This window comes from Acrocarpospora catenulata (assembly GCF_018476525.1).
Lineage (GTDB): Bacteria > Actinomycetota > Actinomycetes > Streptosporangiales > Streptosporangiaceae > Acrocarpospora > Acrocarpospora catenulata.
Genome location: NZ_JAHCST010000026.1, coordinates 13,695 through 33,375 on the forward strand (window position 1 = coordinate 13,695; position 19,681 = coordinate 33,375).

Annotated in this window: 19 protein-coding genes; 16 read left to right on the forward strand and 3 right to left on the reverse strand. The window is 71.6% G+C overall.

All coding sequences use genetic code 11. From position 1 onward, the window contains the following. Window positions 1–5: 5 nt before the first annotated feature. Entirely contained in the window at window positions 6–1,565 is a 1,560-nt protein-coding gene (locus KIP79_RS24900; protein ID WP_214107327.1) for an acyl-CoA synthetase, read from the forward strand. 13 nt (window positions 1,566–1,578) lie between these two features. Here the strand turns inward: KIP79_RS24900 and KIP79_RS24905 are convergent, their stop codons facing one another. Together KIP79_RS24905 and KIP79_RS24910 are read right to left on the reverse strand one after the other, a co-directional pair. Continuing rightward, window positions 1,579–2,523, reverse strand: coding sequence for an MBL fold metallo-hydrolase (locus KIP79_RS24905; RefSeq protein WP_308169876.1), 945 nt, complete (start codon window positions 2,521–2,523; stop codon window positions 1,579–1,581). A gap of 93 nt (window positions 2,524–2,616) precedes the next feature. Further along, complete coding sequence (locus KIP79_RS24910) at window positions 2,617–3,858, reverse strand: DUF1015 family protein (protein ID WP_250213780.1); 1,242 nt, start codon at window positions 3,856–3,858, stop codon at window positions 2,617–2,619. 87 nt (window positions 3,859–3,945) lie between these two features. On the opposite strand from KIP79_RS24910, the gene KIP79_RS24915 reads away from it, so the two are divergent. After that, on the forward strand, window positions 3,946–4,365 hold the full coding sequence (locus KIP79_RS24915) for a tetratricopeptide repeat protein (RefSeq protein WP_214107329.1): 420 nt from the start codon (window positions 3,946–3,948) through the stop codon (window positions 4,363–4,365). Next, on the forward strand, window positions 4,362–5,357 hold the full coding sequence (locus tag KIP79_RS24920) for an HAD-IIA family hydrolase (protein ID WP_214107330.1): 996 nt from the start codon (window positions 4,362–4,364) through the stop codon (window positions 5,355–5,357). Before KIP79_RS24915 ends, KIP79_RS24920 begins: the two co-directional genes overlap by 4 nt. Before the next feature lie 57 nt (window positions 5,358–5,414). Here the strand turns inward: KIP79_RS24920 and KIP79_RS24925 are convergent, their stop codons facing one another. Continuing rightward, a complete protein-coding gene (locus KIP79_RS24925) occupies window positions 5,415–5,762 on the reverse strand; it encodes an SCP2 sterol-binding domain-containing protein (RefSeq protein WP_214107331.1) in 348 nt (115 codons plus the stop codon). A 122-nt stretch (window positions 5,763–5,884) separates the two neighbouring features. Between KIP79_RS24925 and KIP79_RS24930 the strand changes: the two genes are divergently transcribed. From KIP79_RS24930 to pssA, 13 genes are all read left to right on the forward strand, one after another. Next, complete coding sequence (locus KIP79_RS24930) at window positions 5,885–6,901, forward strand: phasin family protein (RefSeq protein WP_214107332.1); 1,017 nt, start codon at window positions 5,885–5,887, stop codon at window positions 6,899–6,901. Next, a complete protein-coding gene (locus KIP79_RS24935; RefSeq protein WP_214107333.1) occupies window positions 6,898–7,404 on the forward strand; it encodes a hypothetical protein in 507 nt (168 codons plus the stop codon). The genes KIP79_RS24930 and KIP79_RS24935 overlap by 4 nt, the downstream gene beginning before the upstream one ends. A 52-nt stretch (window positions 7,405–7,456) precedes the next feature. Continuing rightward, window positions 7,457–8,275 carry a TlyA family RNA methyltransferase gene (locus tag KIP79_RS24940; protein WP_214107334.1) on the forward strand — a complete coding sequence of 273 codons (819 nt, stop codon included), beginning with the start codon at window positions 7,457–7,459 and terminating at the stop codon, window positions 8,273–8,275. Then, window positions 8,272–9,180, forward strand: a complete 909-nt coding sequence (locus KIP79_RS24945) for an NAD kinase (protein WP_214107335.1) — start codon at window positions 8,272–8,274, stop codon at window positions 9,178–9,180. Before KIP79_RS24940 ends, KIP79_RS24945 begins: the two co-directional genes overlap by 4 nt. 113 nt (window positions 9,181–9,293) lie before the next feature. Beyond that, on the forward strand, window positions 9,294–11,012 hold the full coding sequence (gene recN / locus KIP79_RS24950) for a DNA repair protein RecN (protein ID WP_214107336.1): 1,719 nt from the start codon (window positions 9,294–9,296) through the stop codon (window positions 11,010–11,012). A gap of 88 nt (window positions 11,013–11,100) precedes the next feature. After that, the gene (gene steA / locus KIP79_RS24955) at window positions 11,101–12,297 is read left to right on the forward strand and encodes a putative cytokinetic ring protein SteA (protein ID WP_214107337.1); all 1,197 of its coding nucleotides are present in this window, start codon (window positions 11,101–11,103) and stop codon (window positions 12,295–12,297) included. Next, complete coding sequence (locus KIP79_RS24960) at window positions 12,294–13,271, forward strand: copper transporter (protein WP_214107338.1); 978 nt, start codon at window positions 12,294–12,296, stop codon at window positions 13,269–13,271. The genes steA and KIP79_RS24960 overlap by 4 nt, the downstream gene beginning before the upstream one ends. Before the next feature lie 26 nt (window positions 13,272–13,297). After that, the gene (locus KIP79_RS24965) at window positions 13,298–14,164 is read left to right on the forward strand and encodes a hypothetical protein (RefSeq protein ID WP_214107339.1); all 867 of its coding nucleotides are present in this window, start codon (window positions 13,298–13,300) and stop codon (window positions 14,162–14,164) included. A 1-nt stretch (window position 14,165) separates the two neighbouring features. Then, window positions 14,166–15,761 carry a murein biosynthesis integral membrane protein MurJ gene (gene murJ, locus KIP79_RS24970; RefSeq protein WP_214107340.1) on the forward strand — a complete coding sequence of 532 codons (1,596 nt, stop codon included), beginning with the start codon at window positions 14,166–14,168 and terminating at the stop codon, window positions 15,759–15,761. Then, window positions 15,758–16,822: a glycosyltransferase gene (locus KIP79_RS24975; RefSeq protein ID WP_214107341.1), complete on the forward strand. Its 1,065-nt coding sequence runs from the start codon at window positions 15,758–15,760 to the stop codon at window positions 16,820–16,822. The genes murJ and KIP79_RS24975 overlap by 4 nt, the downstream gene beginning before the upstream one ends. Before the next feature lie 234 nt (window positions 16,823–17,056). Further along, window positions 17,057–18,034, forward strand: a complete 978-nt coding sequence (locus KIP79_RS24980) for a TerC family protein (RefSeq protein ID WP_372453666.1) — start codon at window positions 17,057–17,059, stop codon at window positions 18,032–18,034. A gap of 159 nt (window positions 18,035–18,193) precedes the next feature. Beyond that, window positions 18,194–18,832: a phosphatidylserine decarboxylase gene (locus KIP79_RS24985; protein ID WP_308169877.1), complete on the forward strand. Its 639-nt coding sequence runs from the start codon at window positions 18,194–18,196 to the stop codon at window positions 18,830–18,832. Next, window positions 18,819–19,655 (forward strand): CDP-diacylglycerol--serine O-phosphatidyltransferase, encoded by an 837-nt coding sequence (pssA, locus tag KIP79_RS24990; protein ID WP_250213781.1) that lies wholly within the window; start codon window positions 18,819–18,821, stop codon window positions 19,653–19,655. Before KIP79_RS24985 ends, pssA begins: the two co-directional genes overlap by 14 nt. The last annotated feature ends 26 nt before the right edge of the window (window positions 19,656–19,681 follow it).

A 19,681-nucleotide genomic window follows, 5' to 3' on the forward strand; every position in this document is an offset into this window, starting at 1 on the left:
CCCGGATGCGCAACGCCGGACTGGGCGGCTGGCCGTTCCGACGGGCCCGGATGAACCCTGACCGGGCCGCGTTCGTCTTCGAGGATCGGTCGGTCAGCTACGCCGAGTTCCACGAGCGTACGGCGCGGCTCGCGGCACGGCTGCGCGAGGCGGGCGTGCGGGCCGGGGACCGGGTCGCCTACCTCGGCCCCAACCACATCGCCTTCGCCGAGACCATGTTCGCCACCCACCTGCTCGGCGGCGTCTTCGTTCCGATCAACGCGCGGCTGGCCGTCCCCGAGATCGCGTACATGCTGGCCGACTCGGGCGCCGCCGTCCTGATCTACGCGCCGGAGTGCGCCGCGGCGGCGCGCGAGCTTCCCGCGCCGCGCACGGTGGTGGCGCTGGGACCGCCCAGGCCGGGCGAGCGGGAGTACCAGACCTGGCTGTCGGAGGGCGATCCCACGCCGATCGACCTTCCGGTGACGCTCGACGCCCTCGCCCTCATCCTCTACACCTCGGGCACCACGGGAGCCCCCAAGGGCGCCATGCTCAGCCACGCCAACCTGGTCTGGAACTGCTTCAACGTGCTGGCCGGCATCGACGTGACGAGCACCGAGGTCACGCTGGTCAGCGCGCCGCTCTTCCACGTCGCGGCGTTGAACCAGACCCTCCTGCCGACCTTCCTCAAAGGCGGCAGGTCGGTCATCATGCCGTCCTGGGACGTGGACCGCTGCTACGACCTCATCGAGAAGCACCGCGTCACCTGGATGTTCGGCGTCACCGCGATGTTCGCCGCGCTCGCCCGGTCACCCCGGTGGGCGTCCGCCGACCTGTCCTCGGTGCGCACCCTGATGGCCGGGGGAGTGGCCGTTCCGGTCCCGCTGATCCGCGCTTACCAGGAGCGGGGCCTGGTCTTCTGCCAGGGGTACGGGCTGACGGAGACCTCGCCGGGGGCGACCTTCCTGGAGGCGAGCGAGAGCGCGCGCAAGGTGGGGTCGGCCGGGGTGCCGGTGTTCTTCGCCGACGTGCGCGTGGTCCGGGCCGATCTCACCCCCGCGGCGGCGGGCGAGCCGGGCGAGGTACTCATCCGGGGGCCGAACGTGACGCCCGGCTACTGGCGGAACCCGGAGGCGACCGCCGCCGCGCTGACCGAGGGCGGCTGGTTCCGCTCCGGGGACGTCGCCACCCTCGACGAGGAGGGGCACCTGTACATCGTCGACCGGGTGAAGGACATGTACATCTCGGGCGGGGAGAACGTCTACCCGGCTCAGGTGGAGGCTGTGCTCTTCGAGCACCCGGCGGTGGCGGAGGCCGCCGTGGTCGGCGTGCCCGACCAGACCTGGGGGGAGGTCGGCAGGGCCTTCGTGGTGCCCCGCGAGGGTTGCGTCCTCACCCCTGACGAACTGCGCGCGTTCCTTCGCCCCAGGCTCGCCAAGTACAAGATCCCCGTGTACGTCGACATCGTGGCCGCCCTGCCCAGAACCGGGTCCGGAAAGATCCGCAAACCCGACCTTCGCGCCAGGCCGCTCCCGGTCCCCTCGTCGCCGGTCGATGCTCCCATCGGCGACGGGGGACCCGGCTGACCCGGCCGAGCGGTCAGGGGTGGTCAGGCCCCGGCGGGCTGATCCGGTCCAGCCAGTGCAGGATGCCGGCCACGTTCGACGGCGCTCCGCTGAGCATTTCGAAGTGTTCGGCCCGCTCGTCCGCATTCTGCAGAGCCCCGTACCGGTCCTTCGTCCGATCCCGGACCATGGCGACCGCATGATCCAGGTCCAGCCCTTCAGACCGAGCCTGCTTCGTCAGATCCACCCAGATCCGAAGTTCCTCAGCAGAACGGTCGAGGATGGAAGTCACATCGTCGACCGGCCCGTAGTGGCTGAAGAGCAGCCGTTCAGGCCCAAGGTCTTGGAAGAGGGCAATAGACGCGAGAGCCACGTCGAGGTCGAAGTCCGGCGGAGGCGTCGCGGGCCGCAGATCACCGGTCTCCGGCATGTAGACCCCGGCGGCGTCCCCGACATACAGATCGCCGGTGAACGAGTCGATCAACCCGACGTGGTGTTTGGCGTGCCCAGGGGAGTAGTGGCTGCTCAGCGTCCGCCCATCACCGAGATCGATGGCACCGGTATCGCCAAGAGCCCGAATCCGGGCCGCATCGGTAGGCGCCAGCGACCCGAAGAGCACATCCAGCTTGTCCCCCCACACCATTTTCGCGCTGGCCATCAACCGCGACGGATCAACCAGATGCCTTGCCCCCTTCTCATGCACCACGATCTCCGCCGCCGGAAACATCCCCGCGATGTCCCCCACCCCGCCCGCATGATCGAGATGAATATGCGTCACCACCACAGTGGCAAGGTCCCCGGCCCCCACCCCCAACGACGCGAGCGCATCCCGCACCACCGGCGCCGAGGTCGCGGTCCCCGTCTCCACCAGACACGGCCGCGACCCCAGAATCAAATAGCCGGCAGTAATCCCCGAATACCCCGCCATCCGAGTATCGATCTCATACACATCCCCACCGAGCGCCCGCACAGTATCCACGCAGCGAGCCTAAGAGCCCCCAACCCCCGGAACCAAGCCCACCCCTCACCTCACACCCAAACGGCCCCCCGTGCCGAGGACGGGGCAGGTGTTTCAGGCGTCCAGGGGGCGGTCTGCCGTGAAGGTGCGGAGTATCAGGCCGGTGGCTGGTTTCGGGGCGAAGGAGGTGGACTTGCGGGGGACCCGTTCGCCGTTGGTGGCGACGGTGAAGACTTCGTCGGCGTTCAGGGGGTTGAGGAGGACGGCTGTGCCGCCGTGGCGTTGGGCGAGACGTACGGCGGCTTCGGCGTCGTGGTGGACGATGAGGACGTTCTGCTCGCTGTCGTCGAGTCCCCAGACCTTCGGGAGGAGGAACTCGTCGAGGATCGAGGTGCTCAGGGCCCGCCACGCGGGCGAGCGGTCCTTCGGCATGGCGTGGCCGACCTGGAGGGGGTCGGGATCGGTGAGCAGATGGGCGTTGCCGTCGCCGGCCAGGACAAAGGCCGGCCCCTGAGCGGTGGCCAGACCGGCGAGGGCGTCGTCCAGCGCCGGAAACTCGTGGACCTGCCAGGATCCTTTGGCGCGAGCCACCGCCTCCTCCAGCGGAAGCGCGGGGATGACGCGGTGGATGGCCTTCAGGGACGGAGGATAGACCGTGGAGTCCACCAGGAGCGCGAGCCCACGGTCCCACGGCCCCGGGAGGCCATGTTCGACGCGGAGTGCCTCATAGCTGGCATAGCGGTGGTGGCCGTCGGCGATGAGCGCCTGCCGGTCCCGCAGGTCGGCGGCGATCACGGCGATTTCGCCCGGGTCGATGATCGCCCAGAGGCGGTGGCGCGTGCCGTCGTGGGAGTGCCCGTCGACCAGCGCCGGCCGTTCGGCGGCGACCGAGTCCACCAGACCGGAGGCCGGCCCGCCGCCCGCGTACAGCAGGAAGATGGGTTCCAGGTTGGCCTCGGTGCTCCGGGTCAGAGCCAGGCGATCAGCCACAGGACCGGGCATGACGTTCTCGTGGGGAAGCACCGCACCGGACCCGACGCCCACCGCGCCGATCAGGCCACGCTGGAAGAAACCGGCGCCACTCTGCTCGTACACGTAGACGGCCGGTTCCGGATCAACGCGCAGCACGCCGGAGTCGAGCCATTCGCCGAGAAGCGCCCGGGCGTCGCCGTAGTGCCCCGCGCCGGGAAGGATCAGCCGGACCACGTTGTTGGGGTGGAGGTCCAGAAGATGCCGGACATCGTCGGGGGAAATCAGGTCGTACGGTGGGGACGTGACGTCAGCCACGTCAGCGGTGGCGAAACGCACGCCGTGGAACGGGCGCAGCACCAGTCCCGCCCGTTCAGAACTCTCCATACCGGGCATGCTGCCATAAAGGCCCGGACTCCCCACCGGTGCGGTGCCCGGTCCCTCAGCAACTCGCTTCGCAGGAGGCCCCACACAATGGTGCAAGCACATGGCGGCGCCGCCGATTCCCCAGGCGGCCCCGTCGGCGACGTCTACGACTGGTATCAGCGGGGCGTGAAACTCCTGGAGGAGGGCAGCCCGGCCGCGGCGGCGGCACTGCTGGAGCGGGCCGCCGGCGCCGAACCGGAGTCCCGCAGCATCCGCGAGGCGCTGGCCAGGGCCCAGTTCAACTCCAAGCGGTACGAGGAGGCGGCGTCCAGTTTCCGGTGGATCGTGGAGAGCAATCCGTCGGAGGACTACGCCTACTACGGCCTCGGCATGGCTCTGTGGCGCACCGGCGACATCGAGGGCGCCCAGGAGCCGCTGGCGATGGCCGTGGCGATGCGCCCCGACCTGCGGCACTACGTCTCCGCGCTGACCCAGATCCGGGCGACCCTGGACGCGAGGCGGGCGTGACCCAGCTGATCGACCGGTACGACACCCTCCTGCTCGACCTCGACGGCGTCGTCTACCTCGGGCGGCACGCGGTCCCCGGTGCCCCCGAGGCGCTCCGCGCGGCCCGCGAACGCTCGGTGCGGCTGGCCTACGTCACCAACAACGCCTCCCGCACCCCGGCGGCCATCGCCGAGCATCTCACCCACCTGGGCGTGCCCGCCGCCCCCGAGGACGTGGTCACCTCGGCCCAGGCCGCCGCACGCCTGATCGCCGAGCACGTGCCCGCCGGGTCGCCGGTGCTGGTGGTGGGCGGCACGGGCCTGCGCAGCGCGCTGCGCGCCTTCGGCCTGCGCCCGGTCACCACCGCCCGCGACGAACCCGCCGCCGTCGTCCAGGGCATCTGGGACGGCATCTCGTACGGGCTGCTGGCCGAGGGGACGCTCGCGGTCCGCCGGGGGGCCTGGTTCGTGGCCGCCAACGCCGACACCACGATGCCGACCGATCGCGGTGAGCTTCCCGGAAACGGGTCGATGACCCGGGTGATCGCCGCCGCCACCGGGGTTTCGCCGGTCGTGGCGGGCAAGCCGGAGCCTCCGCTGCACCGGGAGTCGGTCATCCGTACCGGGGCGCAGCGGCCGCTGGTGGTCGGCGACCGGCTGGACACCGACATCGAAGGGGCCACCCGGGCGGGCGTGGACAGCCTGCTCGTGCTCACCGGCGTCGCCACCCCGCTCGACCTGCTCACCGCGCCGCCCCAACACCGGCCCACCCACATCGCCGCCGACCTGTCCGGCCTGCACGCCCCCGCGGCGGAGGTAGGCCAGGCCGGGGACGGCTGGCACTGTGGCGGTTGGACGGCGGCCTGGGCGGAGCACCGCCTCGTGCTCACGGGGGACGGCGTCCCCATGGACGCCCTGCGCGCGGCCTGCGCGGCCACCTGGTCGGCGGTGGGCGGGCACACGGCGGACGAGGACGCGGTCAAGCCGGTGCTGGGGGTACTGCCGCAGAACTAACGCAGCCTCGCTGGCGCACGGGCTGTGGGAACGGCCGCCACCCGTCGGGGGCGGCCGTCAGAGCAGGCGGCGCAGCCGGAGGAGGTCGCCGAGGCTGGCGTCGATTTTGACGCGGCCGCCGAGGAGGGCCCGGCCCATGTCGAGGTCGCCGTTGACCAGCGCGATGAGGTCGTCGCTGCCGATGGTGAGCCGGACCTCGGCCGGGCGTCCGTTCTCCGGCGGCGCGTCCTTGAACGGGTCCAGGCCGTTGGGGTGGATGCGTCCGTAGAAGGTGACGTCGAGGTCGGTGACCCGGCACGAGAGCCGCCGCTCGACGATATGCCTGGCGCGGTCCTCATCACTGATCTCGTCGAACTGCTCGACGAGTTTTTCCAGCGCCGCCCGGCATTCCTCGACGGTCGCCATGCGTCCACCCCTCATTTGTCCGGACCGGTCAAATGCCTCTCCACCTACGGACGGTAGCGTTCCACCTGAGTACTACGCGAAATCTGGCACGTGGGGGCGTGTCAGGGACAAGGGGGGTTCGCATGGTGTTCGAAGCACTACGAGGGTACGTTCAGGTGGCCACCGGCCTCACGGAGGTTACCAAATCCAAGGCCCAGGTGGCCGTCCGGGACCTGCTCGCCTCCAGGGACGCGAGCCTCGGACAGGTGTCCGCGCAGGCCGGCCAGCTGGTCGACGAGCTCGTCGCGGTCGGCAGGGCCAATCGGGAGCAACTCCGCAAGATGATCCGCACCGAGGTGGACCGGGTACTGCTGGTCCTCGATCTCGTACGCGCGGAGAAGGTCGACCGCCTCCAGGACCGGGTCGAGGAACTGGAATCTCGCCTCGCGGCAAGCAACGGCACCAAGCCCAAGTCCAGGACGGCCGCCGGCAAGAAGCCTGCGGGCAAGAAAGCGGCGACCAAGTCCACACTCAAGGCCGAGAAGGCGGCCAAGACCATCAAGTCCGCGAAGACCGCCAAGTCGACGAAAACCATCAAGGCTGCGAAGCCCGCCAAACCATCCAGGACCACGGGACCGTCCAAGCTGACGGCCGCCAAGAGCAAGACCACCCCGGGCACCAAGCGCACCACCAAGACGACCGCCACCAGGGTCGCGGCGGCCGCCGCCACCCGTCCCGGCATCACCAGCAAGGTCAGGACGGCCACCGCGAAGTCCCCCGCGAAGCGCGCTTCCGATAGCGTCAGGGCGACTAGCGTGAAGGGCGCCGCCGCCCGGAGCCGTACGGCGAGCAGGCCGGGCACGGCGGCGACCGGCAAGACCACGAGGACCACCGGCATCACCAAGAGCACCACTGCGACCACCAGGACCACCAGGACCACCAGGACGACGACGGCGGCGAAGAAGGCCACCACTGGCAAGATCGCGGCGGCCAGGACGCCCGCCAGGAAGGCGATCACCGGCCAGATCGCGACCCGCGCCAAGAGCAGCAAAGGCACGGGAAGCACGGTGAATGCCAAGTCCGCGGGAAGCACCAAAAGCACAGTGAGCGCCAGGAGCGGCCGAGGCGCGAATAGCAGGGCCACCGGAGGGGGCAAATGACAGAACGGGGTTCTGACCAGGCCGGCGCGGAACGCACCGCGACCAGCGCCGGCCTGGCGTTCCTCCGCAACATGCAGCCGGAACGCCCGAAAACCGGCTTCCGCGGCATGCGCCCATCCCCGGCTCCCCAACCGGAGCCCGGGGATGGTTCGGCGAACGTGGCGACCCAGGAGCCTGGGAATGGTCCGGCCGCCACGGCCGTCCCGGAGTTCGGAGATGGTTCGGCGGACCCGGCTACCCAGGTGGCCGGGGATGGTTCGGCTGTCCCGGAGTCCGGGGTCCCGGTGGCTTCGCCGGCCCCGGCGCCGCGTGAGGCGTACGAGAACGCCGGTGGTGAACCCGCGAGCGGGCCAGGGCGTACCTCGGGAGGCGATCGGGTCGCGGCGGCGGTGGCGCGGCTGGAGGGGCTGGCTGAGCGGCCCGTCGGGGAGCATGTGGGTGTCTACGAGGAGGTTCTCGGTGAGCTGGAGAGCACGCTCGCGTCGGTGGACGAGCGTACGTGAACGCGAGCGGTGACCTTCACGCGCCGCCCGCACCGAGGGTGGGGGCGGCGCGATGACCCAGCGGCGGCGGTTGGACAGCGAACTGGTCCGGCGGAAGCTGGCCCGCTCCCGGGAGCAGGCCGCCCAGCTCATCGAGGCGGGCCGGGTGTCTGTCGGCGGCCAGGTCGCGGGCAAGGCGGCCACCCAGGTGGACACCGCGTCCGCGATCGTGGTGGCCGAGGACCCGGGCGGGCCTGACTACGTGTCCAGGGGGGCGCACAAGCTGCTCGGCGCCCTCAAGGCGTTCGGCTTCGCCGTGGAGGGGCGCCGCTGCCTGGACGCGGGCGCCTCCACCGGCGGCTTCACCGACGTGCTGCTCCGTCACGGCGCCGCGCACGTGCTGGCCGTGGACGTCGGCTACGGCCAGCTGGCCTGGTCGCTGCGGACGGACGCGCGGGTGACCGTGCTGGAGCGCACGAACGTCCGCGACCTCACCCCCGAGACCCCGGAGCTGGCCGGCGAGCCGCCGTCGCTGATCGTCGGCGACCTGTCGTTCATCTCGCTCCGCCTGGTGCTGCCCGCGCTGACCGGCTGCCTCGCCGAAGGCGGCGAGCTGGTCATGCTGGTCAAGCCCCAGTTCGAGGTGGGCAAGGGCAAGGTCGGCACGGGCGGCGTGGTCCGCGACCCGGCGCTGCGGGCCGAGGCCGTCAGCGAGGTCGCGGCCGCCGCCCACAGCCTGGGACTCACGGTGAAGGGCGTGACCGCCAGCCCGCTGCCCGGCCCGTCGGGAAACGTGGAGTACCTGATCTGGCTCGGCAAGGGCGAGGGCCATCCGGCGGTCGAGGACCTGGAGAAGGAAGTCGGCCGCGCGGTCGCGGAGGGGCCGCGGTGACCACCCGGCGGACCGTCCTGATCACGACGCACACCGGCCGCCCGGCCGCCGTGGAGAGCGCCCGGCTGGTGATCCACCGGCTGCTCGGCGAGGGCCTGCACGTGCGGGTGGTGGCCGACGAGGCCGACACGGTGGGGGAGAGCGGCGTGGAGGTGGTGCCGGCCACCAAGGAGGTCGCCACCGACGCCGAGCTCATGATCGTGCTCGGCGGGGACGGCACCCTGCTCCGCGCCGCCGAGCTGGTCCGCCCCACCGGGGTGCCGCTGCTCGGTGTGAACCTGGGTCACGTCGGCTTCCTGGCCGAGGCCGAGGTGGAGGACCTCAAGGAGGTCGTGGACCGGGTGGTGGCCGGCCACTACGAGGTCGAGGAACGGATGACCATCGACGTGGTGGTCCGGCTCAACGGCACGGTCCTGGCCGAGACCTGGGCGCTCAACGAGGCGTCGGTGGAGAAGCGGGACCGCATGCTGGAGGTGGTGGCCGAGATCGACGGCCGCCCGCTCTCCCGCTGGGGCTGCGACGGCGTGATCTGCGCCACCACCACCGGGTCCACCGCGTACGCGTTCTCGGCCGGGGGACCGGTGGTCTGGCCGGAGGTGGACGCCCTGCTGCTGGTGCCCAACAGCGCGCACGCGCTCTTCGCCCGGCCGATGGTGATCTCCCCACGGGCCCGGCTGGCGGTGGAGATCCTGCCGGGGACCAGCGCGGGCGTGCTGTGGTGCGACGGCCGCCGCCGCTTCGACCTGCCCGCGGGGGCCCGGGTGGAGGTGCGCCGCGGCGAGATCCCGGTACGGCTGGCCCGCCTGCTCGGCGTGGACACCACCGGCGCGGAGTTCACCGACCGCCTGGTGGCCAAGTTCGGCCTGCCGGTGGAAGGCTGGCGCGGCCGCGTCAGGAACCACTGAAAGCAACCACCAGAAGGCCACGCCAGGAACCACTGACCTTGGGCGGACTCGAAAATCTTGGCGAGTTGCGCGTAGGATCTCAACCGACATCGCAGCTGTAACGGGAGGGACCAGTGCGGCCGAGGGTCGAGGAGGTCCGCATCCAGGGGCTTGGCGTCATCGACGAGGCCGTTCTGGAGCTGTCGCCGGGGTTCACCGTCGTCACGGGCGAGACAGGCGCCGGGAAGACCATGGTGGTGACCGGCCTGGGGCTGCTGTTCGGCGGGCGGGCCGACCCGGCCCGGGTGCGCCCGGGCTCGGAGAAGGCGACCGTCGAGGGAACGCTGGTGGTCGACCCGAAGGGCAGGGCCGCCCAGCAGGTCTTCGACATCGGCGGCGAGGTGGAGGACGGCGAGCTCATCATCTCCCGCACCGTCTCCGCCGAAGGCCGCTCCCGGGCCTGGCTGGGCGGGCGCACCGTCCCGGTCGGGACACTCACCTACCTGGCCGACGACCTGGTGGCCGTGCACGGCCAGATGGACCAGCAGCGGCTGCTCCAGCCGGGCCGCCAGCGCGCCGCCCTGGACAGGTACGCGGGAGACGAGCTGGTCAAACCCCTCAGGGCGTACGAGCAGGCGTACAAGCGGCACCGGCAGGTCGGCGAGTTACTGGCCGAGCTGACCACCAAGGCGCGCGAGCGGGCCCAGGAGGCCGACGTGCTCCGGTTCGGTCTCACCGAGATCGAGAAGGCCGAACCCCGGGCGGGGGAGGACGCGGAGCTCAAGGAGGAGGCCGAGCGGCTGTCCCACGCCGACGCGCTGCGCACCGCCGCCACCACCGCGCACACCGCGCTGCTCGGCGACCCCATGTCCGGCCCGGAGGCCGCCCAGGACGCGGTCTCCCTGCTCGGGCACGCCCGCTCCGCCGTGGAGTCGGTGCGCGACTTCGACCCGGTGCTCGGCGGGCTGGCCGACCGGCTGGCCGAGGCCGGCTACCTGATCAACGACGTGGCCACCGAGCTGGCCGCCTACGCCGAGTCGGTGGAGGCCGACCCCGCCCGGCTGGCCGCCGTGCAGGAGCGCCGCGCCCTGCTCACCGGCCTGACCCGTAAGTACGGGCTGGACGTGGCGGAGGTGCTGGACTGGGCCAGGCGCTCGGCGGCCCGGCTGACCGAGCTGGACGGCGACGACGAGCGGGTCGAGGAGCTGGCCAGGGAGCACGACGAGCTCACCGAGCGGCTGGGCGAGCTGGCCGCCGAACTGACCCGGATCCGCGCCGCCACCGCCGAGCGCTTCGGCGTGGCGGTGACCGAGGAGCTGACCGCGCTGGCCATGCCGCACGCCCGGGTGAGCGTCGAGATCACCCGCAGCCCCGAGTTCGGCCCGCACGGGGTGGACGAGGTGGAGCTGCGCATGGCCCCCCACCCGGCCTCCCCGCCGCTGCCGCTGAGCAAGGGCGCCTCCGGCGGCGAGCTGAGCCGGGTGATGCTGGCCATCGAGGTGGTCTTCGCGGGCGCCGACCCGGTGCCCACGTTCGTGTTCGACGAGGTGGACGCCGGGGTGGGCGGCAAGGCCGCGGTCGAGATCGGCCGCCGTCTGGCCAAGCTGGCCCGCACCGCGCAGGTGATCGTGGTCACCCACCTGCCGCAGGTGGCGGCCTTCGCCGACCAGCACCTGGTGGTGGAGAAGGCGAGCGACGGCAGCGTGGTGCGCAGCGGCGTGCTGACCCTGGACCGGGAGGGCAGGGCCCGCGAACTGTCCCGCATGCTGGCCGGTTTGGAGGACTCCGAGCTGGGCAGAGCGCACGCCGAAGAGCTGCTCTCCATCGCCGCCGCCGCCAAGGCGGTCGGCTGACACGCCGTAGGCCTCGGTGTTGTGACAATGCTGACACGTGCCGGGGTGTCGGGCCTGGGTGGTCGTTCACTCTGGCAGGATGGTCACGATGAAGGTCCCGAGCGTGAAGCTTCCGGGCCTCCGCCGCAGGAAGGTCAACGACCTTCCCGGGGTGACGGCAGTGGTGAGAATCGACCGGCGCACCAAGAGGCTGACCAAGCGCCTCAAGCCTGGGGAAATCGCGATTATCGATCACGTCGACGTCGACCGGGTGAGCGCGGAGGCGTTGGTGGCATGCGGTGCGTCCGTGGTGGTCAACGTGGCCACCAGCATCAGCGGGCGCTATCCGAACCTCGGCCCGCAGATCCTCCTGGAGGCGGGCGTCACGCTGGTCGACAACGCCACCCCTGAGCTGTTCGAGCGGGTCCGCGACGGCGACCTGGTCCGGGTCTGCGACGGCGTGGTCTACCTGGACGAGGAACCGGCCGGGAAGGGCGAGGTCGCCACCGACGAGTCGGTCCTGGCCGCGATGACCGAGGCCAGGGCCGGGCTCTCGGTGCAGATCGAGGCGTTCACCGTCAACACGATGGAGTACGTGCGCCGCGAGCGCGACCTGCTCATCGACGGCGTCGGGGTGCCCGAGATCGCCACGCGGATGGACGGGCGGCACGTGCTGATCGTGGTCCGCGGCTACCACTACAAGGAGGACCTGGCCGCGCTCCGGCCGTACATCCGGGAGTATCGGCCGGTCATGGTGGGCGTGGACGGCGGCGCGGACGCGCTGCTGGAGGCCGGGTACCGGCCGGACGTGATCGTCGGCGACTTCGACTCGGTCTCCGACCGGGCGCTCACCTGCGGCGCCGAGCTGGTGGTGCACGCCTACCGGGACGGCCACGCCCCCGGCCTGGAGCGGGTGCACCGGCTCGGCCGCGACGCGGTGCTCTTCCCGGCCGCCGCCACCAGTGAGGACATCGCGATGTTGCTGGCCGACGAGACGGGCGCCTCGCTGATCGTCGCGGTCGGCACCCACGCGACCCTGGTCGAGTTCCTGGACAAGGGCCGGGCCGGCATGGCCAGCACGTTTCTCACCCGGCTCCGGCTGGGCAGCAAACTCGTCGACGCCAAGGGCGTCAGCAGGCTCTACCGCAGCCGCATCTCCACCGCGTCGCTGCTGCTCCTGGTCGCCACCACGATCATCACGATCGGGGTGGTGGTCTTCGTCGCGCCGGTCGGCAAGATCTGGCTGGACGGGGCGCAGGACACGTGGAACGGCTTCATCTTCTGGGTGGTCGGACTCTTCTCGTGATCGATTTTCGGTATCACCTCGTCTCCATCGTCGCGATCTTCCTGGCTCTGACGGTGGGCATCGTGCTCGGCAGCACCGTGCTGCAGGACCCGATCATCAGCTCGACCCAGGTGGCGGCGGACACCATCAGGAAGGAGAACCTGGGGCTGCGCGACCAGATCGCCGTCCTGCAGTCCCAGCAGGACGGCAACTCCTCCTTCGTCACCGGCGCCACGCACGAGCTGGTCAACGGCGACCTGGCCGGCGCGCGGGTGGTCGTGGTGGAGGCGCCGGGCGCGCCCAGCGGCCTGCGCGACGAGGTGCGGGAGGTGCTGGAGCAGGCGGGGGCGTTCTACACCGGCCGGGTGGCGCTGACCGAGAAGTTCCTCGCCCCCGAGCAGACGGCGGTGGTGGACGGGCTGGCCACCCAGCTGGCTCCGGCCGGCACCATCTTCCGCGAGGGCGCCTCCCCGTACGACAAGGCGGGCCAGGTGCTGGCCAGCGCCCTGGTGACCAACATGCCGGTGAACGCCGGCACGGTCAACGTGGCCGCCTCCTCGGTGCTGGACGTCTTCCAGGACGGCGGTTTCATTACCGTGTCCGACGATCCCGGCAAGCGGGCCACCCTGGCGGTCCTGGTGGCGCCCACCACGCCGTACGAGGGGGAGGCGGCGCAGGCGCAGAACGGCGCGGTCGTCTCGGTGGCCGGGGCGCTGGACAACGGCGGCCTGGGCACCGTGCTGGCCGGGAACACCAGCGCCTCCGCGACGGGTGGCGTGATCGAGGCGCTGCTCGACTCGGGCGAGGCCTCACACGTATCGAGTGTGGACACCCTCGATATGCCCGCGGGCCGGGTCGTGGTGGTCTACGCTCTGCGGGAGCAGCAGACCGGCCGTTCGGGGGCATACGGTATCGGCAGCGGGGCGTCGGCGTTCGAGCCGCCGCCCGTGGTGCCCGCCGACGCCTCGCCCAGCCCGGCGGAGACCGGCGGCTGACCAGAATGATCCCCCTGACGTGAAGGATGCGCGCTGTGGCTAATCGCTCCTGGTTGGCGGCCATCACCGGCGCGGCGATCGGCGCGGTCGCGGCGCGGGCCGCGTACTCGGCGTTCCGGCGCCGCCCGCCGCTCGGCGACGAGAAGACCTGGACGCGCACCAACCACCGGTTCGAGCCGGTCACCCTGCTGGAGGGGCCCGCGCTGGTGGCCGGCGTCGGCGCCGCCGCCGCGCTCACCCCCGCCCTGCCGCCGCGGGTGCGGGCCGCCGCCGCGCTGGCCGGGGTCGGCAGCGGCGTGCTCGGCGGGTACGACGACATCTACGGCACCACCACCGCCAAGGGCTTCAAGGGGCACCTGTCGGCGCTGGCCCGCCGGGAGGTGACCAGCGGCGCGATCAAGATCGTCGGCATCGGCCTGGTCGGCCTGGCCTCGGCGGCGCTGGCCCGTGAGTCGGCCCGCCCCGCCGACGTGGTGCTGGACGGCGCGCTCATCGCCGGCAGCGCCAACCTGGCCAACCTGTTCGACCTGCGTCCCGGCCGCGCCATCAAGGTCGGCCTGCTGGCCGGCACGCCGCTGCTGGCCGCCGCCGTCTACCGGGACCGCCCGGCCCAGGCCGCGCTGGTCGCGATCCCGCTGGGCGCGGCGGCGGCGCTGCTGCCGGAGGACCTGGCCGAGCGGGCCATGCTGGGCGACGCGGGCGCGAACGCGCTGGGGGCGCTGCTCGGGCTGACCGCCACCGGGACGAGCCGCCCGGCCCGGCTGGCGGCCTTCGCCGCGGTGGCCGGGCTGACCGCCGCCTCGGAGAAGGTCAGCTTCACCAAGGTCATCGCGAACAACCCGGTGCTCAACCGGCTGGACCTGCTCGGCCGCCGCCCGGCCCCCGAGGCGTAGTTTGCTCAGGCGGCTCGGACAGGGCGTCGCCGGGGCCGCGGTGCTCATCGGCGTCATCACGGTCCTGAGCCGGGTCACCGGCTTCGGCAAGCAGCTGGTCTTCGCCAAGACGGTGGGGACCGCCTGCCTGAGCACGGCGTACTACACGGCCAACCAGATCCCCAACCTGATCTTCGAGATCGTGGCCGGGGGCGCGCTGGCGGGCATGGTCGTCCCCGTGCTGGCCGGGCGCACCTCCAGGGAGGAGGTCAGCCGGATCGCCTCCGCCCTGCTCACCTGGGTGCTGGTGCTGCTGGTCCCGCTCAGCGCGCTGACCGCCGTGCTGGCCGGGCCGGTGGTGGGTCTCTTCGTCGGCGACCGGGTCGGCTCGTGCGACGCCGCCGCGCTCACCGCTACCGCCGCCCGGATGCTCGTCGTCTTCGCCCCCCAGATCGCCCTGTACGGCATCGCCGTCGTCCTGTACGGAGTGCTCCAGGCGCACCGGCGTTTCGCGGGGCCCGCGCTGGCGCCGCTGGTGTCCAGCGTCGTGGTCATCGGCGCCTACCTGGCGTTCGTCCCGCTCAGCGGCGGGGTGATCGAGCCGGGCCGGGTGCCGGGGGCGGCCGAGCTGGCGTTGTCGGGGGGAACCACGCTCGGAGTGCTCGCGCTGGTGGTGACCGTGCTCGGACCCATCGCCCGGCTGGGGCTGCGCTGGCGTCCCGCGCTGCGCTTTCCCGAGGGGGTGGCGGCCCAGGTCAGGACGCTGGCGCTGGCCGGGCTGAGTGCGCTGGTGGCCCAGCAGGTGGCCATGGCGGTGGTGGTCCGGCTGGCCAACGACGCGGGCTCGGGGCAGCTGACGGCCTACAACTACGCCTGGGCGATCTACATGGTGCCCTACGCGGTGCTGGCCGTGCCCCTGGCGACCAGCGCGTTCCCGGAACTGTCGGCCCGTGCCGCCGACCGTGAGGGTTTCGCGGAACTGGCCGCGCGCACCACTCGGGTGATCCTGCTGATCTCCGGGCTGGCGGCCGGAGTGCTGGCCGCCACCGCCCTGCCGGTCGCCGCCGTCTTCCTCCAGGGGGCCAAGACCGACGTCCCGGTCACCGAGTTCGCCCGCGCCATCGCCCTGTTCGCCCCCGGTTTGCTCGGTTTCGGACTGACCGCCCACCTCAGCCGGGTCCTGTACGCCACCGGCCTGGGCCGCCCGGCCGCCCGCGACATGGTCACCGGCTGGCTGGTCGTCATCGCCGCCCAGACCGCCTTCGCGCTCGCCTTTCCCGACGGCTGGAAGCTGGCGGGGCTCGCCCTCGGCCAGGCCGTCGGCATGACCGTCGGCGGCGTTCTTCTGCTGCTGTCGGTGCGCCGCGCCCGCGGCCCCGCCGCCCTGTCGGGGGCGGGGCGGGCGGGCCTGGCCGCCGTGCTCGGCGGCGGCGCGGCCTGCCTGGCCGGGTACGGCGTGGTCCTGATCCTGGGCCCGGGGGAGTTCTGGTGGAGCGTGCTGGCGACAGCCGTCGCCGGGCTGGTCGCGGCGGCCGCCGGGGGCCTGGTCACGGCCATGGTCGACAGCCACGACCTGCGCACTCTGCTGGCCCGTCTGCGAAAGGCCCCGTCCTCGTGAACATCGTCCTGGTCCTCGGCACCAGCGCGGGCGGCGTCGGCCGCCACGTCCGCGGCCTCGCCGCCGGTCTCACGGCGGAGGGGCACCGGGTGGTGGTGGCAGGGCCCCCGCAGACCGAGGCGGCCTTTAATTTCACGGGGGCCGGCGCGCGGTTCGCCGCCGTCCCGGTCTCCGATCGGCCGCATCCGGTCAACGATCTCCGTACCGTGCTGGCCTTGCGCCGGATCGCCGGATCCGCCGACGTCGTGCACGCCCACGGGCTGCGGGCCGGGGCGCTGGCCGCCCTGGGCCGGTCCCGGGCCCGCCTGGTGGTCACCCTGCACAACGCGCTGACGGCCGGGGGCTTCGTCGGCGCCGTCTACCGGGGGCTGGAGCCGGTGGTGGCGCGCGGGGCGGACCGGATTCTGGTGGTGTCGCCCGACCTGGGGGCCCGGATGCGGGCGCTGGGGGCGCGGCAGGTGGCGGCGGCCGTGGTGCCCGCGCCGCCGCTCGGGGCGAGCGGGCGATCCCTCGACGAGATCCGGGCGGAGTTCGGGGACCGGCCCCTCGTGCTGACCGTGGCCCGGCTGGCGCAGCAGAAGGGCCTGGAGACGCTGCTGGCGGCGGCGGCCGGGCCGTACCTGCCTGAGCCGCTGTTCGCGGTGGCAGGGGAGGGGCCGCTGCGGGAGGAGCTGGCGGCCCGGATCGCGGCCGAAGGGCTGCCGGTGCGGCTGCTGGGGGACCGGGCCGATGTGGGGGACCTGCTGCGGGTCGCGGCGGTCTTCGTGGTGCCGAGCCGGTGGGAGGGGCAGCCGCTGACCGTGCAGGAGGCGCTGCGGGCCGGGGCGCCCATCGTGGCCACCCAGGTAGGCGGCATTCCCGGCATGGTGGGGGAAGCGGCGCTGCTGGTGCCCCCGGGGGACGCCGCGGCGCTCCGGGACGCGGTCGCGCGGGTGCTGGCCGATCCCGAACTGGCCGGGCGGCTGGGCGAGGCGGCCAGGGAGCGGGCGCGCACGCTGCCGGACGAGGAAGACGCGGTACAGGCTGTACTCACCGCTTACCAAGCGGGAATGAAACGGTGATTTCCCCGGTTTTCGTACCTGGATCCGCTGAAGAACCTGGCCCCCAGGGTTAGGTAATCCTCATGGGGATCTCTATACTGAAGCAGGTTGGGGGGGAGTATCCCTTCGCGACGGTCCCGTCATCACGGCTTTTGAGCCCGGGGCCGTCGGTTCGTGTTCGGGCGGCTGAGCCGCGCGGGCCGGGCGGGAGAGACCTCCGGCAGTGTGTTCGTCGCGCGCGCCGGAGGGCTGACTATGTTGAACGTTTCCGTTTGGGGCTGGGCCGCCGTCATCATCGGTATGCTCATCGTCCTCGCCGTCGACCTGTGGATCGTGGACCGCGGTGAACCCAAGGAGTTCACCTTCCGCCAGGCCGGATTCTGGGTCAGCTTCTACGTCTCCCTGGCCGTGCTCTTCGGGGTCGGGCTGCTGATCTTCGCCGGGCCCACCCCGTCCGGGGAGTTCTTCGCCGGGTATCTCACCGAATACAGCCTGAGCGTCGACAACCTGTTCATTTTCTTCATCATCATGTCGCGGTTCTCGGTGCCGAAGGTGTACCAACACAAGGTGCTGCTGATCGGCATCCTGATAGCGCTGGTGATGCGTGGGTTCTTCATCGCCATCGGGGCCGCCGCGCTCAACCAGTTCCACTGGCTGTTCTACGTGTTCGGGGTCTTCCTGGTCTACACGGCGTACACGCTGATCCGGGACCACAACAAGTCGGAGGAGGACTTCAACGAGAACATCCTGCTCCGCTGGTCGCGCCGGGCCTTCCCCACCACGCAGCACTACGTGGGCTCCAAGATGACCGTGAAGGTGGACGGCCGGCGCATGGTCACCCCGATGCTGATCGTGATGATCGCCATCGGCACCACCGACCTGCTCTTCGCGCTCGACTCCATCCCCGCCATCTTCGGCCTCACCAAGGACCCGTTCATCGTCTTCACCGCCAACGCCTTCGCCCTGATGGGCCTGCGCCAGCTGTACTTCCTGCTCGGCGGGCTGCTCCAGCGGCTGGTCTACATCAGCTACGGCCTGGCGTTCATCCTCGGGTTCATCGGTGTCAAGCTGGTACTGGAGGCGGCCCACGACTCGGTGTCCTGGGCCCCGGAGATCCCGATCTGGGTGTCCCTGGGTGTCATCATCTTGACCATGACCGTGACCACGGTGCTCAGCCTGCTCAAGTCCCGCCGGGACGCGCCGGCCACCTCCGCGGAGGTCGAGCAGCCGTAGGGCCGCCGGCGACGGGCCGGAGCGCTTGGGCACTGGCGTACCGCTCCCGGAGGCGCTTTGCTTGTCTCGATTGCCCGTGTAAAAAGCAGGTGGATCGGTAACATAGCTAGTTAAGTCGCATTCCGGTCCCAAGTAAGCAAAAGAGTACAAAGGCTCCCAGTGAACGATACTGATAGGTCCCGCGCGTTCCGGCTGGCGCGTGGGGTGTCTCCGTGGCTGGCTCCGACCGCCGCCGCGGCGGCCGTGTCGGCAGCCCTCACCCGGCGGTCCGGCAAGTGGGCGCTCGCGGCGGTCCCGCTGGCCGCACTCACCGGCGGCATGCTCTGGTTCTTCCGTGACCCTGAGCGCACCCCGGGAATCGGCCGGATCCTGTCGCCCGCTGACGGCGTCGTGCAGAGCATCGACCCGTGGGATGACGGCAGAACCCGTGTAGCGATCTTCATGAGCCCGCTCAACGTGCACGTCAACCGCGCCCCCGCGGCCGGGACGGTGGCCTCGGTGGAGCATGTGCCAGGCGGGTTCGTGCCGGCGTTCAACAAGGACAGCGACAAGAACGAGCGGGTGGTCTGGCACTTCGACACCGCGCTCGGGGACATCGAGATGGTGCAGATCGCGGGCGCGGTGGCCCGCCGCATCATTCCCTACCTGCCGCCCGGGGCCAAGGTGGCCCAGGGCGACCGGGTCGGCCTGATCCGGCTCGGCTCGCGGGTGGACGTCTACCTCCCGGAGGGGATCGAGCCCGCTGTCACGGTCGGCGACAAGACGGTGGCTGGGGTGACCCGCATTGACCGCGCCTGATCTCGGGGCGACGGGCACGACCGACTGGTCGATCGACGAGGCGACAGAAGAGCCGCGCGGCCCGGTCGGCAAGGCGTTCCGCCTCTCCGCGGCCGACTCGCTCTCGCTCGGCAACGCGCTGTCCGGCTTCCTGGCCGTGGTGGTGCTCGCCTACTCGGCCATCGACCAGCTCAAGTCGGTCGGCAAGTTCGTGCCCGACCCGCGTTTCTTCGGCACCGCCGTGGTGCTGCTGCTCATCGGCGCCACCTGCGACCTGTTCGACGGCCTGGTGGCCCGGCGCTTCCGCGCCTCGGCCATGGGCGCCGAACTGGACAACCTGGCCGACGTGATCAGCTTCGGCTTCGCCCCCGCCTTCATGGTGGTCATCTGGGGCGGCTTCGACGGCCATCTGCCGCTCTGGCTGGTGCTCGCCGCGGCCGGCTCGGTGCTGCTGGCCGGGGTGATCCGGCTGGCCAGGTTCGCCTGCGTGAAAACCAGGAGCGGCGACTTCATGGGGCTGCCCATCCCGATGGGCGCCATGACCGTGGTCTCGGTGGTGCTGCTCTTCCAGCCCTCGGTCTGGACCATCGCCGGGATCTTCGCGATCGCCTGGCTGATGGTCAGCCGCATCGAGTACCCCAAGCCCAAGGGGAACCTGGCCGCGGTGGTGCTCGGCTGGATGATGATCAACGTCGCCTGCCTCACCATCTGGGCGGCCGGGCTGGCCGGGGGTGACGAGCTCATCCAGGTCGGCGCGATCATGCAGATCGCCATCGTGTCGGCGATCCCGCTCCGGGTGCTGATGTTCAAGCGCGCCCAGCGCAGAGACCGCCGGGCGCTGTGAAACCCTCGGGGAGGGGTTGCGGAAAC

Excerpts from the sequence above, each read along its gene's own strand:
- KIP79_RS24900 (WP_214107327.1), top strand. The coding sequence starts at position 6 with ATGCGCAACGCCGGACTGGGCGGCTGGCCGTTCCGACGGGCCCGGATG.
- KIP79_RS24910 (WP_250213780.1), bottom strand. The coding sequence starts at position 3,858 with ATGGAGAGTTCTGAACGGGCGGGACTGGTGCTGCGCCCGTTCCACGGC.
- KIP79_RS24915 (WP_214107329.1), top strand. The coding sequence starts at position 3,946 with ATGGTGCAAGCACATGGCGGCGCCGCCGATTCCCCAGGCGGCCCCGTC.
- KIP79_RS24925 (WP_214107331.1), bottom strand. The coding sequence starts at position 5,762 with ATGGCGACCGTCGAGGAATGCCGGGCGGCGCTGGAAAAACTCGTCGAG.
- KIP79_RS24930 (WP_214107332.1), top strand. The coding sequence starts at position 5,885 with ATGGTGTTCGAAGCACTACGAGGGTACGTTCAGGTGGCCACCGGCCTC.
- KIP79_RS24935 (WP_214107333.1), top strand. The coding sequence starts at position 6,898 with ATGACAGAACGGGGTTCTGACCAGGCCGGCGCGGAACGCACCGCGACC.
- KIP79_RS24940 (WP_214107334.1), top strand. The coding sequence starts at position 7,457 with ATGACCCAGCGGCGGCGGTTGGACAGCGAACTGGTCCGGCGGAAGCTG.
- steA (WP_214107337.1), top strand. The coding sequence starts at position 11,101 with ATGAAGGTCCCGAGCGTGAAGCTTCCGGGCCTCCGCCGCAGGAAGGTC.
- KIP79_RS24965 (WP_214107339.1), top strand. The coding sequence starts at position 13,298 with ATGCGCGCTGTGGCTAATCGCTCCTGGTTGGCGGCCATCACCGGCGCG.
- KIP79_RS24980 (WP_372453666.1), top strand. The coding sequence starts at position 17,057 with ATGTTGAACGTTTCCGTTTGGGGCTGGGCCGCCGTCATCATCGGTATG.